The sequence below is a fragment of the Janibacter terrae genome, assembly GCF_039636765.1.
Lineage (GTDB): Bacteria > Actinomycetota > Actinomycetes > Actinomycetales > Dermatophilaceae > Janibacter > Janibacter terrae.
In genome coordinates this window covers 2,568,836-2,582,743 of the sequence record NZ_CP144167.1, presented here as the reverse complement: position 1 = coordinate 2,582,743, position 13,908 = coordinate 2,568,836, and the positions used below count along the sequence as shown (strand labels likewise).

Genomic DNA, 13,908 nt, shown 5'->3' with positions numbered 1-13,908 from the left:
TCCCGCGCTGAGTTCTTGCTATGGTGGCGCAGCGCTTCGGCGCGGTCCCCCATAGCTCAATTGGCAGAGCATTCGACTGTTAATCGGAGGGTTCTTGGTTCGAGTCCAAGTGGGGGAGCCCGATGAGGGCCCCGGACAGGCTGTGTGCCTGGCCCGGGGCCCTTTTCATGTGCTCGGACCTCGCGTGAGCTCCCCGGCCTGGACGTCGCCGACCTGGCGGCCGGTCCCGACGTGGTGTGAGTCAGCTAACTCGTCCCGGAGGTCACGCTCGACGAGGAGCTCTCGCTCGCCGGCGGGGGAGGGCAGTCCTGCAGCTTCGGTGGCCGGAGCGTGGACGTCGGCAGCATCGACGTCGCGAGGTTGCTGCGCACGGCCTTCTTCCAGGCGCCGGAGTCGACCATGTCCTCCAGCGCCGCGCTCACGTCCTCGCACAGCGCGCTGTCGGCCGGGCGCATCGCGACGCCCCACCGCTCACGGGCGAAGCTGTGCCGGCTGAGGCGCAGCTTGTCGGGGGCACGCGAGCGCCTGGCGAAACCCGCGAGGATCGCCGCGTCGGAGGTCACGGCCTTGACCTTGCCCTCCTCGAGCAGCTTGACGCAGTCGGACACGCGCGGCTGGACGGTCAGGTGCAGACCGGGGTGATCGTCGACGAGCTCGCTCGTCGACGTGGACCCCTGCACGCTGCAGACGGTGAAGCCGCGCAGCTGTCCGGGGGAGCGGATCGTGCTGCGGGAGGAGACGAGCAGGTCCTGCCCGGTCGTGAGGTAGGGCCCGGCGAAGGTCACCTCGTCCTTGCGCTCGGGCGTGATCGAGTACGAGGAGAGCACGAGGTCGGCCTGGCGGGTCGCGAGCAGCGTCTCGCGCTGGTCGGTCATACCCTCGACGAAGCTGATCCGGTCGATACCCAGGTGGCGGGCGATGTAGCGCGCGACATCGACGTCCAGACCCGAGTACGTGTCCCCCTCGCGCAGCCCGACCCCCGGTTGGTCGAAGGAGATCGCCACGCGCAGCGTGCTCGGCAGGTCGGTCTCGTGCAGGGAGGGTGACGAGGTGCCGCTCGGGGACGAGGTGCTCGCGGGCGCCTGCGTCGAGACCACGGGGCTCGTCGGCCCGGTCGGCTCGACGTCGACCGGGCGCACGCACGCGCTCAGCAGGGCAGCGCCGAGCGCGGCTGCGGTCATTACCCGGGCGCGGCGCACGTCATCCCCCTTCGTCGACCGGTCCATCCTCTCAGGCCCACGGCCATGACGAAGGGGGAGTCCGTCGCGCGTCAGCGCTTGAGCGTCGTCGAGGCCTTGCCCCAGGTGTTGGAGGTGTCGACGGTCGCGATCTGCCAGTAGCGGGTGGTGGAGGCGTAGGCCTTGAGGGAGACCCGGCCGTAGCGGTCGGTGGTGCCGGACCTGACCCACTTCCACGAGCACGACGAGCAGGACTTCTGCCGCAGGGAGACCTTGGCGCCCGACCAGGCGCGGTAGGTCCCGGCGCTGGGGGAGTAGCGGGTCGCGGTCGCCCTGACCGTGACGTAGCGACCGCTGCGCGAGCTGCTGGCCGCGGTCCGGGACCCGAGGCGGACGGTCATCGTGCGGGTGTTCTGGTTGACGTCGTTGTAGTTGTCGTCGTACGCGAAGTCGGGACGGATCGTGTAGGTCCCGAGCGGGGACCAGTCGTACCAGTCCTCGACGTCGCTGCTGGCGCCGTCGAAGTTGAAGGAACCTTCCCAGCCCTGGGTCGGGTGCATGATGTCCCACCACGCGGACTCGGTGTACCCCAGGCAGCCGGCACTGAACTTCGCGGTGATCGCCCGGTAGGTGCTCGTGACCGAGACCTTGCTCGGCACGCTGATCGAGCAGGAGTACGCGGCCTGCGAGGGGGCGGCGACCATGACGGTCGGGACGAGGGAGAGAGCGGCAGCAGCCGCGACGCGCTTGAGCATGAGGGTCCTCTGGGAGTGACGAAGGGAGCGCCGCTGGGAAACCGTCTCCCCCCGGCGATCCACAGCCTAGGACCGAGCGGTGACAACCCCTGCGCAGGCGCGCCCGGGGCCGGCCCCATGAAGGAGTTCTCACCCGGATCTCATGATCGTTTCACAGCGGGCCGATGGGATGGCGGTGCCGGCAAGGAGCTGGCCCAGGACGGGGAGGATGGACATGGGTTCCAGGAGTGTGGGCACCGCGGTGCTGGCCGTGGGCTTGGCGATCGGGGTCACCGGCGGTGCCGCTGTCGTGCAGAGTGCGCCTGCCGAGGCGGCGAACGTCACGCGCGTGCAGTCGTCGATCGACGTGGGTGGGTGCGTGATCCGGCTGTACTCGTACGGGCCGCGGGTGCACGCCAACCACACGCACACGTGCGTCGGGGTGAAGAGCGTCAACATCACGGGCATGGGACGGCTGCAGATCCACTTCAGCGAACCGGGGCGCACGGTTGGCTTGTCCGCCGGGTCGGACGAGACGCTCACCGGTCGCGGGATCGCGGCGGGCATCGACGGCACGTCGCGGTACGCCACGGTGAGCCTCTACGACACGCGCCTGAAGCGGCGCCTGCACCTGGGCCGCAGCACCGACTACAGCAGGGCGGCCGGTGCCTCGTCGAACATCTGGTTCAGCTCGACACGGGTGCTGTCGTGAGGCGCCTCGCCGGTGCCGCGGCCTTGGTTGCCGTCGGCCTCGTCGGTGGGGCAGCCGGGTCGCACGCGATGTCGACGAACCGACCTGCGGCCATCGCGCCCGCGCAGGTCGAGGTCATCACCTGCCACATCGAGTGGGACGCGCAGGCGCGCGCCCCTCGGTTGGACCGTGGGAGCGGCAGTGGTTGCAGCGGCGTCTGGGGCACGCACGTGGACGCCCGGGGTCGCGTCGTCGTCGACCACGCCTCCGACCCCGTCATCTCGATCGAGGTGACGCCCGACGAGGCCGCCGTCGCCCGGGGCATCTCGGCCGGCCCCTCCGGGGGCGGCAACACGACGAAGCTGACCGTCCACGACTCGCGCGTCCGACGCGCCTTGGACCTGTCGTCGCGCTCGGACGCATCGCGTCTGGGCAGCAGCTCGGGCTGGTGGCTCGTCATCACCCATGACGCGCGCTGAGCGAGGGGCGAACGGGTGGGGCGACTGGGGCTTGAACCCAGGACCGGCGGATTATGAGTCCGATGCTCTGACCGACTGAGCTACCGCCCCGTGCGCCCTGAGGCGTCGGCGTGAGAGTACCGCGCGCGGCACGGCAACCCGTGGTGAGGGTGAGGCGCAGGTGAGGGCTGGTGCTCCTGTGATCCATGGGGCACAATGGCCGTCACAAGCACGTCCGCGTGCACATATCGCTCGAGCAGCACACCGCGACAAGCAGTAGCGCGCAGCCGTTCGGTCCTCCGGGTGAGTGCCTGGCGTTGGGGAAGACGTCCATCGCACTCAAGGAGGATCAGGATGTCTGCAGGAAAGCGCGTCAGCACCCGCGGGGTGGTGTTCATCCACAGCACCCCTACGGCCCTGTGCCCCCACATCACGTGGGCGCTCGAGGCCGTGCTGGGTCAGGCTGTGTCACTGGACTGGACCGATCAGACGATCGGCCGGTCTCTCAAGCGTGCCGAGTTCTCCTGGACGGGAGAGCCCGGCACCGGCGCCAAGCTCGCCTCTGCCCTCCGCGGCTGGGAGGGCGTGCGCTACGAGGTGACCGAGGAGTCCACGCCGGGCCTCGACGGGTCCCGGTGGAGCCACACCCCCACCCTCGGCATCCACCACGCGACGATCTCCGCGTCCGGCGACGTCGTCCTCCACGAGAACCGTCTGCGTGAGGTCATGACCCTCGCCCAGGGCGCCGGCGAGGCCGTCGAGGACATGCTCAGCGAGCTGCTCGGCGATCCCTGGGATGCAGAGCTCGAGCCCTTCCGTCACGCCGGCGACGGCGCGCCGGTCCGCTGGCTGCACAAGGTCGGCTGAGCAGACCCGCCCACCCGCATGACGAAGGGGGCCGCGCTCCCTCCTTGGCGCGGCCCCCTTCGTCATGCCCGGATCCGGGTCAGTCCTCCGCTCCCGGGACCGTCGGCGCGGCCGCGATCGCGTCACCGGCGGTGCGCCCGCGACGGTTGATGCGCCGCTCGAGGAGACCGGCGAGGGAGGTGAGCGCCCAGTTGACGACGATGAACATGATCGCCACGACGACGAGCGCGGCGAAGATGTTGGAGTGCAACGAGGAGAGGTTCTGCCCCTGCTGCAGCAGCTCGGGGTAGGTGATGACCGTGCCGAGCGCCGTGTCCTTGAGGATGACGACGAGCTGGCTGACGAGGGCCGGGAGCATGGCCGTGACGGCCTGCGGGATCTGGATCGAGCGCAGGACCTGGCCACGCGAGAGACCGACGGACAGTCCGGCCTCGCTCTGCCCGGACGGCAGCGAGTGGACGCCGGAGCGGAGCAGCTCGGCCATGACCGAGCCGTTGTAGAGGGTCAGCGCGGTCACGACGGCGGCGAGCGGGTTGAGGTCGGCGGAGAAGACGCCGTTGTAGGCGTAGATGCCGAAGAAGAAGATCATCATGATCAGCACGGGGATGGCCCGGAAGAACTCGACCACCGCCCCGCTGACCCAGCGGATGACGCGGTTGCCGGAGAGCCGGCCGGTGCCGAAGACCAGCCCGAAGAGCGTGGCTCCGACGACCGAGAGGCCGGCTGCCTTGAGCGTGTTCCACAGGCCCAGGAGCAGGTAGTAGCGCCACGTGGACCACTCGAGCATCGGCGACCACTTGGCCCCGGAGAACTCGTCGTACTCGTTGAGCTTGCCGACGACGACCCAGAGGATGCCGGCGGCGACGAGCAGGCCGAGGAGGGCGACGATGCGGTAGCGGACCCGCGCCCGGGGCCCGGGGTTGTCGAAGAGGACGGTGCTCGTGCTCATCGCTTGACCGCCAGACGCCGCGAGAGGCTCGTCATCCCGATGCCGATCGGCAGGGTGAGGAGCAGGAAGAACCCGGCCACGAGGGCGAAGGTCAGGTAGTTGAGGTCGGCGCGCAGCTCGATGGCCGAGCTCATCAGCGCGGCGGTCTCGGCGACGCCGATGGCGGCGGCGACCGTCGTGTTCTTGATGAGCGCGATGATCACCGAGGCGAGCGGGGCGATGGCACCGCGCACGGCCTGGGGGAGGACCACGTGGCGCAGGTTCTGCGCGAAGCCCAGGCCCAGCGAGCGCGCGGCCTCGGCCTGGCCAGGTGGGACGGTGTTGATGCCGCTGCGCAGCGCCTCGCACACGAAGGCCGCGTGGTAGACGGCCAGACCGACGATGGCCCAGCGCACCCCGTTGTCCGTGATCGACGTGGGGCTCGACTCGTCCGCGAGGTTGATGCCGAGGTCGTAGAGCATGACGAGGATCGTGAAGGTGAGGATCAGCGTCAGCGGGGTGTTGCGGACGATGTTGACGTATGCCGCCCCCACGAAGCGGAAGATGCCCACCGGGCTCACGCGCATGATCGCCACGACCGTGCCGATGACCAGTGCCCCGACGAGGGAGAACAGGGCCAGCCTGATGGTGAGCCAGAAGGCCCCCCACACGTCGAACTGCTGGAAGAGCTCGTTCATCCACTACTCCTTGTGCGCGTGCGTCGTCGTCCCCGCGGTCGGGGTGGGCCGAGCGGCCCACCCCGACCGGTCGCCGTCAGGAGCAGGCGTCGAGCTTCGGCGGGTTGGTCTTGGTGTCGACCTCGAAGCCGGCCGGGCCGAAGTTGTCCTCGACCGCCTTGTCCCAGGCGCCGTCGTCGACCATCTTGGTCAGGGCCTTGTTGACGTCCTCGCACAGGGCCGTGTCGCCCTTCTTGAGGCCGACGCCGTAGCGCTCCTCCGAGAAGGGGGCGCCGACGACCTTGAGCTTGCCCTTGTACTGGTCCTGTGCCGCGTAGCCGGCGAGGATCGTGTTGTCGGTGGTCAGGGCGTCGAGCTGGCCCTTGGACACGGCCTCCGCGCACTTGGAGTAGGTGTCGAACTCCTGCAGGTTGACGCCCGGCACCTCCTTCTTGACGTTGTCGGCCGACGTGGAGCCGGTGACCGAGCACAGCTTCTTGCCGTCGAGGTCCTTGGGCCCGGTGATCTTGGCGTCGGACGCGACGAGCAGGTCCTGACCGGCGACGAAGTACGGGCCGGCGAAGGAGACCTTCTGCTTGCGCTCGTCGGTGATCGAGTACGTCGCGAAGATCAGGTCGACCTGGCCGGTCGCGATGAGGTCCTCGCGCTGCTTGCTCGGGGCCTGGACGAATTGGACGTCGGTCTTGCCCAGCTCCTTGGCGACGTAGTTGGCCACGTCGACGTCGAAGCCGGAGTAGGTGTTGCCCTCCTTGAGGCCGAGTCCGGGCTGGTCGAACTTGATGCCGATCTTGATCGAGCTGTCGCCGCCGCCACCGCCGTCGGTCCCTCCACCGTCGTCGCTGCCACAGGCGGCGAGGGCGGCTGCGAGGGCGAGGGTGGCGCCTGCAGCGCCGATGCGTCGCATGGTCATGGTGTCCTCCTGGTTGGTGGTGCTGTCGGGTCGGTGCGGCTCTAGTGGCTGAGGATCTTGCCGAGGAAGTCCTTGGCCCGCTCGCTCTGCGGGTTGGTGAAGAACTCCTCGGGGGTGGCCGTCTCGACGATCTGCCCGTCGGCCATGAAGACGACGCGGTCGGCCGCGCGTCGGGCGAAGCCCATCTCGTGGGTCACGACGACCATCGTCATGCCGGACTGGGCGAGCTGGATCATGACGTCGAGGACCTCGTTGATCATCTCCGGGTCGAGGGCCGAGGTCGGCTCGTCGAAGAGCATGACCTTGGGTTCCATGGCGAGGGAGCGCGCGATCGCCACGCGCTGCTGCTGGCCGCCGGAGAGCTGCGCGGGGAACTTCGCGGCCTGGGCCTCGACCCCGACACGGGTGAGCAGCTCCTGGGCGCGCTGCTGCGCCTCGGCCTTGGACTTCTTGCGCACCTTCATCGGCCCCAGGGTGACGTTGTCGAGGATCGTCTTGTGGGCGAAGAGGTTGAAGGACTGGAAGACCATGCCGACGTCGGCGCGCAGGCGGGCCAGCTCCTTGCCCTCCTCGGGCAGCGGCTGGCCGTCGATGGTGATGCTCCCGGACTCGAAGGTCTCCAGGCGGTTGATCGTCCGGCACAGGGTCGACTTGCCCGACCCGGAGGGGCCGATGACGACGACGACCTCACCCTTGCCGATCGTCAGGTTGATGTCCTTGAGGACGTGCAGCTGCCCGAAGTGCTTGTTGACGTCGGTGAGCACGACGAGGGGTTCATGGGTGGCGTGCGCGGTCGGCATGGCGACGAACCTATCGCCCTGAGCGTGTGCCGCGTCACACGGCAGCGCCGGCGTGATCGGAGTGAGACACTCCGATCACGCCGGCGCCGCGTCGTTCCCTGGGGTCAGAGCGGGATGTTGCCGTGCTCCCCACGTCGTGCCGGGGCCTCCGCCAGGGCAGCGGCCACCGCAGAGCGGGTGCGCGTCGGCTCGACGATCTCGTCGACGACGCCGATCTCGACGGCCCGCGCCAGGCCGCCCGAGAGGCGGTCGTGCTCGTCGGCCAGCTGCTGCTCGACCTCGGCGAGCTCGGACTCCTCGACCTCCGCGAGCCGGCGGCGGTGCAGGATCCGGATCGCGGCGACCGAGCCCATGACGGCGACGTGCGCGTCGGGCCAGGCGAAGACCTTCGTCGCGCCGAGCGAGCGCGAGTTCATCGCGATGTACGCGCCGCCGTAGGTCTTGCGGGTCACGACCGTCACCCGCGGCACGACTGCCTCGGCGAAGGCGTGGAGGAGCTTGGCCCCCCTTCGCACGACGCCGTCCCACTCCTGGCCGACGCCGGGCAGGTACCCGGGGACGTCCACGAGGACGACGAGCGGCACGCCGAAGGCGTCGCACATGCGCACGAAGCGCGCTGCCTTCTCCGCGGACGAGGAGTCCAGGCAGCCGCCGAGGCGCATCGGGTTGTTGGCGACGACGCCGACCGTGCGGCCGCCCATGCGCCCGAGGGTGGTGACGATGTTGGGCGCCCACCGGCCGTGCAGCTCCTGCAGCGGGCCGTCGTCGAGGAGCTGCTCGACGAGCGGGTGCACGTCGTACGCCCGCTTGGCGGACTCCGGCAGCTGCTCGGCCAGGTCGACGTCGTTGACGGCGCCGAGGTCGAACTCGCCCTGGTCGCCGAGGAGCCGGCAGAGCGTGCCGGCCCGGGCGAAGGCGTCGTCGATGGACTCGGCCAGCACGTGGACGACGCCGGAGCGGCGACCGTGGGGCTCGGGACCACCCAGGCGAAGGGCGTCGACGTCCTCACCCGTGACCGAACGGACGACGTCGGGCCCGGTGACGAAGATCCGCCCCTCCGGGGCGAGGATGACGATGTCGGTGAGCGCGGGACCGTAGGCGGCACCCCCGGCGGCCGCGCCGATGACGACGGAGATCTGCGGGATCCTGCCGGAGGCCCGGGTCATGATCGCGAAGACCTCGCCGACCGCGTGCAGCGAGACGACGCCCTCGGGCAGGCGGGCTCCGCCCGAGTGCCACAGGCCGACGACGGGGACGCCGTCGGCCAGGGCCCGCTCGTACGCGGCCACGACGACCTTGCAGCCGGCGACGCCCATGGCGCCGCCCATGATCGTCGCGTCGGAGACGAAGACGACGACCGGCTGACCGGCGACGGTGCCCGTCGCCGCGAGCATCCCCGAGTCGTCGTCCGGGGTGATCAGCTCGAGCGAGCCGTCGTCGAGGAAGGCCGCGAGCCGGTGGTTGGGGTTGCGGGGGTCCTCCTCGCGGGGGACCTTCGGGCGCTTGCCGACGGCCGCGGACGCCGCGTTGGGCTGGCGGGTCACCGGACGGTCCTGAAGGCGAGGGCGACGTTGTGGCCACCGAACCCGAAGGAGTTGTCCAGGACGAGCAGCTCTCCGTCACCGAGCTGGCGCGGCGTGTCCCGGATGATGTCGAGGTCGACGGCGGGATCGAGGTTGTCGATGTTGATCGTCGGGGGAGCCACCCGGTCGCGGACCGCCTGGATCGCGAAGACGGCCTCGAGGGCGCCGGCGGCGCCGAGGAGGTGCCCCGTCATGGACTTGGTCCCGCTGATGGCCATGTGGTCGGCGTCCTTGCCGAAGGCGCGTCGGATCGCGGCGACCTCGGCCACGTCGCCCACCGGGGTGGACGTCGCGTGGGCGTTGATGTGGCACACGTCGGCGGGCGTGGCGCCCGCGTCGCGGACCGCGTCGGCCATGGCGCGGGAGGCGCCCGCCCCCTCCGGCTCGGGGGCGGCGATGTGGTGCGAGTCGGCGCTCACGCCGAAGCCGGCGAGCTCGCAGATGATGTTGGCCCCGCGTGCCTTCGCGTGCTCCTCGGACTCGAGCACGAGGATCGCCGCGCCCTCACCGAGGACGAAGCCGTCGCGGTCGGTGTCGTAGGGGCGCGAGGCGGACTGGGGGGCGTCGTTGCGGGTCGACAGCGCCTGCATCGCGGCGAAGCCGGAGATGGGCAGCGGGTGGATCGAGGCCTCGGAGCCACCGGCGATGACGACGTCGGCGAGCCCCTCGCGGATCAGGTGGGCGCCGTAGCCGATCGACTCCGCGCCGGAGGAGCAGGCGGAGACGAGCGTGTGCGCCCCGGCCCGTGCGCCGAACTCGAGCGAGACCGTGCCGGCCGCGCTGTTGGGCATGAGCATCGGGATCGACAGCGGGTAGACCCGACGAGGGCCCTTGGTGCGCAGGGTCTCCCACGCGGTGAGCAGCGTCTGCACGCCGCCGATGCCGGTGCCGACGGAGCTGGCCAGGCGCTCCGGCTCGACCTCGGGCGAGCCGGCGTTCTCCCACGCCTCGCGGGCGGCGACGAGCGCGTACTGGGCGAAGGGGTCCAGACGCTTGGTCTCGACCTTCTTGAGCACCTCGGCGGCGGGCACGGCGAGCTGGGCGGCGAAGGTCACCGGCAGCTCGAACTCCTGCACCCAGTCGGCCTCGAGGGGGGCGGCGCCGGGGCGGCCGGCGAGGGCCGCCTGCCAGGTCTCCTCGGCGGTACCGCCGAGCGGGGTCGTTGCGCCGAGTCCGGTGACGACGACGGTGGGCCGGGGAGAGGTCATGGGGGCTCCTGTCGGGTGGGGTGGGAGAGAGGGTGGTTCCCCCCTTCGCTCAGGGCGAAGGGGGGATGCTCACCGGTCTCAGGCGGCCTGGTTGGCCTGGATGAAGTTGACGGCGTCACCGACGGTCTTGAGGTTCTTGACCTCTTCGTCGGGGATCTTGGCCCCGAACTTCTCCTCGGCGGTGACGGCGATCGTCATCATCGACAGCGAGTCGACGTCGAGGTCGTCGGTGAAGGTCTTGTCGGCGGTCACCTCGGACGCGTCGACACCCGTCTCCTCCGAGACGATCTCGGCGAGGCCGGCGAGGATCTCCTGGTCGCTGTAAGCCATGGGTCGTTCTCCTTGTGCATCGGTGGGGTGGTCCGAGAGCCCGTCGGACCGACGGGTTGAACTTCAGGGGAGCGTCACGACCTGCGCGGCCCACACGAGGCCGGCGCCGAAGCCGATCTGCAGGGCCAGCCCGCCGGGCTCGACCTCGCCCTCGCGGAGCATGCGCTCCATCGCGAGGGGCACCGAGGCCGCGGAGGTGTTGGCCGTGGTGACGATGTCGCGGGCGACCGGGAGGTCGGCCGGCAGGCCGAGCGTCTTGACCATCTGGTCGATGATCCGCACGTTGGCCTGGTGGGGGATGAAGGCGGCGAGCTCGTCGGCGCGCACGCCGGCGACGTCGAGGGCGCGCTGCGCCTCCTTGGCCATCGACCACACTGCCCAGCGAAAGACGCTCGGGCCCTCCATGACGATCGCGGGCCAGCGCAGGTCGCGGTCGGTGCGGACCTCGTTCCACGAGTCGCGCTGGGCGATGAGGTGCTTCTGCTCGCCGTCGCTGCCCCAGACGGTCGGGGAGATGCCCGGGACGTCGCTGCGCGAGACGATCGCGGCGCCGGCGCCGTCGCCGAAGATGAACGCCGAGCCGCGGTCCAGCGGGTCGGTGAAGTCGAGCAGCTTCTCGACCCCCACGACGAGGACGTGCTCGGCGGTGCCGACGCGGACCATGTCGTTGGCGACGGAGATCGCGTGGCAGTAGCCGGCGCACGCCGCGGAGATGTCGAAGGCCGCTGCGCGCGAGCCGAACCGGGAGGCGAGCTCCGGCGCGGCGGCGGGGGTCTGGTACGGGTGGGTGACGGTCGCGACGAGGACGGCGTCGAGCTGGGCGGCGTCCAGGCCGGCGTACTCGAGCGCACCCCGCGACGCGTGCTCGGCCATGTCGACGACGGTCTCGTCGGGCGCGGCCTTGTGCCGCGACGCGATGCCGGAGCGCTCCCGGATCCACTCGTCGGAGGAGTCGATCGGGCCGACGATCTCGCTGTTGGGGACGACCTGCGCGGGGCGGTACCCGCCGATGCCGGTGATGCGGGCGTGGTGGAGGACGTCCGGGACGCCGAGGGTGCTCATGCGATCGACCCTTCGGGGTGCAGGCGCAGGATGGGCTGGCCGGGGGAGACCGGGTCGCCGTCCTCGACGAGCCACTCGACGACCGTGCCGGGGTGCCCGGCGCGGACCTCGAGCTCGTCGCGCAGGGAGGAGATGCGGGCGACCACGTCGCCGGCGGTGACCGCGGTGCCGGCCGCCTCGGCGCCGATCGCCACGGTGCCCTTGACCGGCGCGGTGACCAGGCGCCACGTCGGCTGGCTCGCGTCACGGGCCGAGCCGTGCTCGCGGACCATGCGGTGGGCCGCCTCGAGGTCATCGGGGGACTTGAGCGCGAGGACCTCGACGCCCTTGAGCCCGCGCTTGGCCAGGCCGGTGAGCGCGCCCGCCGGCGGGACCTCGATGATGCCCGTGACGCCGAGGTCGCGCATCGTCTCCATGCACAGGTCCCAGCGCACCGGGTTGCTCACCTGGGTGACGATGCGGCGCAGCACCTCCGTGCCGGAGTGGACGACGCTGCCGTCGACGTTGGACACGAGCGGGACGCGGGCGTCATGGGTGGACACCGCGCGGGAGAGGCGGGCGAGGTCGTCGACCGCGGGGGCCATGTGCTGGGTGTGGAAGGCCCCGGCGACCTTGAGGGGGATGACCCGGGCCTTGGCGGGAGGCGCCTCGGCGAAGGCGGCGAGCTGCTCGAGCGTGCCGGCGGCGACGACCTGGCCGGCGCCGTTGACGTTGGCGGGGGTGAGGCCGTGGGCCTCGATCGCGGCGAGGACCTCCCCTTCGTCCCCACCGAGGACGGCGCTCATGCCGGTCGGGGTGACCTCGGCGGCGCGGGCCATGGATCGTCCGCGCTCACGCACGAGGACCATGGCCTGCTCGGCGCTGATGACGCCGGCGGCGGAGGCGGCGGTGATCTCGCCGACGCTGTGGCCGGCGCCCGCGCCGACCACGCGGAACCCGTCGGCGGGGTGCTCGAAGAGCGCGAGCAGCGAGAGCAGGCCGGCCGCGACGATCAGCGGCTGAGCGACCGCGGTGTCCTTGATGGTCTCCTCGTCGGAGGTCGTGCCGTGCGTGGCGAGGTCGATGCCGGCGACGGTCGACAGCCAGTGGAGGCGGTCGGCGACGCCGGGCAGCTCGAGCCACGGGGCGAGGAAGCCGGGCGTCTGTGAGCCCTGGCCGGGACAGGTGATGGCGAGCACCTCTCAAGAGTCGCCGCCGAAGGGGGGAGCCTGCGAGGTCGACGCCTCCAGAGAATCACCGCGCGCTCTTGGAGGCATCCTCCAAGATGGCTCCGATCGTCAGACCGACGCGCACGGTGAAGGCCTCGTGCGGGTCGGTCAGGTCGTACCCGATGAGCTCGGTGATCCGGCCCAGGCGGTACCGCACGGTGTTGACGTGGACGATGAGCGCGCGGGCCGTCGCCTCGAGGCCGGTCGAGTCGAGGTGGGTGCGGGCGGTCTCGAGCAGGCTGGGGTGCTCCTCGAGCGGTTCCTGGACGTTCTCGACGAGGGTTGCCCTCGCGAGGTCGTCCCCGGCGACGGCCCGCTCGCCGAGCAGGTCGTCCGCGGCGACCGGGCGCGGTCGGGCGGGCCAGCCGGGCGCGGCGAGGTGGCCGGCGACCGCCGCGTGGGCCGACAGGGCACCCTCGCCGAGATCGGCGACGCGCGGCCCGTGCACGAGGTCCCCGTCCGCGAAGCACCCGGCGAGGCCGGCGGCGGCCGCGGCCGGCTCGGTGACCCCGCCGAGGACGGCGACGAGCCGGTTGCCCTGCACCCCGGCCAAGACCGGCAGGCCGAGCCGGTTCCCGGCCCGGTGGACGTCGATGATGGCCGCAGCGGGGTCTTCCCCGCCCGCTGGGTGCGGCGAGTTGCCCACCAGCACAACGACATCCGCGACCTCGCCCCACCCGAGCGCAGCGGCGCGGCTCCGGATGGACTCGTCGACCTCGCCCCGCATGACGGCGTCGATGACGAGGGACTCGAGCCGGGCGTCCCACGCGCCGCGCTGCTCGGCGGCCTGGGCGTACACCTCGGCCGCACCGAAGGCGATCTCGCGGGCGTACCGCAGCACGGCGATGCGCAGGTCGGTGACGTCCTTGGGGCGGGCGAGGGACTCGACCTGCTCCTCGACGACGTCGACAACCGTGCGGGCCAGCTCGAGGGTCTGCGCGAGGTTGATGGTGCGGGTCAGCTCGCGGGGGGCGGCGCCGAAGGTCGCGCGGGTGTCGGCCGGCTCGATCCCGTCGAGCCAGTCGATGAAGTTGGAGATGCCCGCCTGGGCGACCAGGGCCACCCACGAGCGCTCCTGGGCGGACAGGCGCGTGTACCACTCGTGCGTGGCCTCCAGGCGCTGCGTGGCCGCCGTGGCGAGCTCGCCGCCGGAACGCCGCACCTGGCGGCGAGTGGTCAGCGAGACGAGTCCACGGCGCGGCATGCCCCGATCCTATGTGCGAACCACACAACGCACGGAACCCTGCATTGCC

Annotated in this window: 15 protein-coding genes and 2 tRNA genes; 4 read left to right on the top strand and 13 right to left on the bottom strand. The window is 71.2% G+C overall.

Annotation, left to right across the window (positions count from 1 at the left end):
- Positions 1-45 precede the first annotated feature (45 nt).
- Positions 46-118, top strand: a tRNA-Asn gene (locus tag V3C34_RS12765).
- A gap of 127 nt (positions 119-245) precedes the next feature.
- Here V3C34_RS12765 and V3C34_RS12760 read toward each other — a convergent pair.
- On the bottom strand, positions 246-1,226 hold the full coding sequence (locus tag V3C34_RS12760; RefSeq protein ID WP_346007331.1) for a transporter substrate-binding domain-containing protein: 981 nt from the start codon (positions 1,224-1,226) through the stop codon (positions 246-248).
- A gap of 44 nt (positions 1,227-1,270) precedes the next feature.
- Positions 1,271-1,933, bottom strand: coding sequence for a hypothetical protein (locus V3C34_RS12755; RefSeq protein ID WP_346007330.1), 663 nt, complete (start codon positions 1,931-1,933; stop codon positions 1,271-1,273).
- A gap of 214 nt (positions 1,934-2,147) precedes the next feature.
- Here V3C34_RS12755 and V3C34_RS12750 point away from each other — a divergent pair, with 214 nt between their 5' ends.
- Together V3C34_RS12750 and V3C34_RS12745 are read left to right on the top strand one after the other, a co-directional pair.
- The gene (locus V3C34_RS12750; RefSeq protein WP_338537952.1) at positions 2,148-2,624 is read left to right on the top strand and encodes a hypothetical protein; all 477 of its coding nucleotides are present in this window, start codon (positions 2,148-2,150) and stop codon (positions 2,622-2,624) included.
- Positions 2,621-3,082, top strand: a complete 462-nt coding sequence (locus V3C34_RS12745) for a hypothetical protein (protein ID WP_338537953.1) — start codon at positions 2,621-2,623, stop codon at positions 3,080-3,082. Before V3C34_RS12750 ends, V3C34_RS12745 begins: the two co-directional genes overlap by 4 nt.
- Positions 3,083-3,098: 16 nt before the next feature.
- Here V3C34_RS12745 and V3C34_RS12740 read toward each other — a convergent pair.
- A tRNA-Ile gene (locus V3C34_RS12740) sits at positions 3,099-3,172 on the bottom strand.
- A 243-nt stretch (positions 3,173-3,415) separates the two neighbouring features.
- Between V3C34_RS12740 and V3C34_RS12735 the strand changes: the two genes are divergently transcribed.
- Positions 3,416-3,928, top strand: a complete 513-nt coding sequence (locus V3C34_RS12735; RefSeq protein ID WP_346007329.1) for a DUF3145 domain-containing protein — start codon at positions 3,416-3,418, stop codon at positions 3,926-3,928.
- 79 nt (positions 3,929-4,007) lie between these two features.
- Here V3C34_RS12735 and V3C34_RS12730 read toward each other — a convergent pair whose 3' ends face one another.
- From V3C34_RS12730 to V3C34_RS12685, 10 genes are all read right to left on the bottom strand, one after another.
- Positions 4,008-4,877 (bottom strand): amino acid ABC transporter permease, encoded by an 870-nt coding sequence (locus V3C34_RS12730; protein WP_068323167.1) that lies wholly within the window; start codon positions 4,875-4,877, stop codon positions 4,008-4,010.
- A complete protein-coding gene (locus tag V3C34_RS12725; RefSeq protein ID WP_338537954.1) occupies positions 4,874-5,554 on the bottom strand; it encodes an amino acid ABC transporter permease in 681 nt (226 codons plus the stop codon). The genes V3C34_RS12730 and V3C34_RS12725 overlap by 4 nt, the downstream gene beginning before the upstream one ends.
- A gap of 76 nt (positions 5,555-5,630) precedes the next feature.
- Positions 5,631-6,464 carry a glutamate ABC transporter substrate-binding protein gene (locus V3C34_RS12720; RefSeq protein WP_068323173.1) on the bottom strand — a complete coding sequence of 278 codons (834 nt, stop codon included), beginning with the start codon at positions 6,462-6,464 and terminating at the stop codon, positions 5,631-5,633.
- Between the two features lie 41 nt (positions 6,465-6,505).
- Positions 6,506-7,264 (bottom strand): amino acid ABC transporter ATP-binding protein, encoded by a 759-nt coding sequence (locus V3C34_RS12715; RefSeq protein WP_068323176.1) that lies wholly within the window; start codon positions 7,262-7,264, stop codon positions 6,506-6,508.
- A 104-nt stretch (positions 7,265-7,368) separates the two neighbouring features.
- The gene (locus V3C34_RS12710) at positions 7,369-8,808 is read right to left on the bottom strand and encodes a carboxyl transferase domain-containing protein (RefSeq protein WP_068323179.1); all 1,440 of its coding nucleotides are present in this window, start codon (positions 8,806-8,808) and stop codon (positions 7,369-7,371) included.
- Positions 8,805-10,055, bottom strand: coding sequence for a beta-ketoacyl-ACP synthase II (fabF, locus tag V3C34_RS12705; RefSeq protein ID WP_068323182.1), 1,251 nt, complete (start codon positions 10,053-10,055; stop codon positions 8,805-8,807). The genes V3C34_RS12710 and fabF overlap by 4 nt, the downstream gene beginning before the upstream one ends.
- Before the next feature lie 78 nt (positions 10,056-10,133).
- Positions 10,134-10,385, bottom strand: a complete 252-nt coding sequence (locus tag V3C34_RS12700) for an acyl carrier protein (RefSeq protein WP_068323185.1) — start codon at positions 10,383-10,385, stop codon at positions 10,134-10,136.
- Between the two features lie 63 nt (positions 10,386-10,448).
- Positions 10,449-11,447, bottom strand: coding sequence for a beta-ketoacyl-ACP synthase III (locus V3C34_RS12695; protein WP_068323189.1), 999 nt, complete (start codon positions 11,445-11,447; stop codon positions 10,449-10,451).
- Positions 11,444-12,625 (bottom strand): acyltransferase domain-containing protein, encoded by a 1,182-nt coding sequence (locus V3C34_RS12690; RefSeq protein ID WP_068323191.1) that lies wholly within the window; start codon positions 12,623-12,625, stop codon positions 11,444-11,446. The genes V3C34_RS12695 and V3C34_RS12690 overlap by 4 nt, the downstream gene beginning before the upstream one ends.
- Positions 12,626-12,680: 55 nt before the next feature.
- Entirely contained in the window at positions 12,681-13,859 is a 1,179-nt protein-coding gene (locus tag V3C34_RS12685; RefSeq protein ID WP_068423575.1) for a PucR family transcriptional regulator, read from the bottom strand.
- Positions 13,860-13,908: the final 49 nt, after the last annotated feature.

Excerpts from the sequence above, each read along its gene's own strand:
- V3C34_RS12760 (WP_346007331.1), bottom strand. The coding sequence starts at position 1,226 with ATGGACCGGTCGACGAAGGGGGATGACGTGCGCCGCGCCCGGGTAATG.
- V3C34_RS12755 (WP_346007330.1), bottom strand. The coding sequence starts at position 1,933 with ATGCTCAAGCGCGTCGCGGCTGCTGCCGCTCTCTCCCTCGTCCCGACC.
- V3C34_RS12750 (WP_338537952.1), top strand. The coding sequence starts at position 2,148 with ATGGGTTCCAGGAGTGTGGGCACCGCGGTGCTGGCCGTGGGCTTGGCG.
- V3C34_RS12735 (WP_346007329.1), top strand. The coding sequence starts at position 3,416 with ATGTCTGCAGGAAAGCGCGTCAGCACCCGCGGGGTGGTGTTCATCCAC.
- V3C34_RS12730 (WP_068323167.1), bottom strand. The coding sequence starts at position 4,877 with ATGAGCACGAGCACCGTCCTCTTCGACAACCCCGGGCCCCGGGCGCGG.
- V3C34_RS12725 (WP_338537954.1), bottom strand. The coding sequence starts at position 5,554 with ATGAACGAGCTCTTCCAGCAGTTCGACGTGTGGGGGGCCTTCTGGCTC.
- V3C34_RS12720 (WP_068323173.1), bottom strand. The coding sequence starts at position 6,464 with ATGACCATGCGACGCATCGGCGCTGCAGGCGCCACCCTCGCCCTCGCA.
- V3C34_RS12715 (WP_068323176.1), bottom strand. The coding sequence starts at position 7,264 with ATGCCGACCGCGCACGCCACCCATGAACCCCTCGTCGTGCTCACCGAC.
- fabF (WP_068323182.1), bottom strand. The coding sequence starts at position 10,055 with ATGACCTCTCCCCGGCCCACCGTCGTCGTCACCGGACTCGGCGCAACG.
- V3C34_RS12700 (WP_068323185.1), bottom strand. The coding sequence starts at position 10,385 with ATGGCTTACAGCGACCAGGAGATCCTCGCCGGCCTCGCCGAGATCGTC.
- V3C34_RS12695 (WP_068323189.1), bottom strand. The coding sequence starts at position 11,447 with ATGAGCACCCTCGGCGTCCCGGACGTCCTCCACCACGCCCGCATCACC.
- V3C34_RS12685 (WP_068423575.1), bottom strand. The coding sequence starts at position 13,859 with ATGCCGCGCCGTGGACTCGTCTCGCTGACCACTCGCCGCCAGGTGCGG.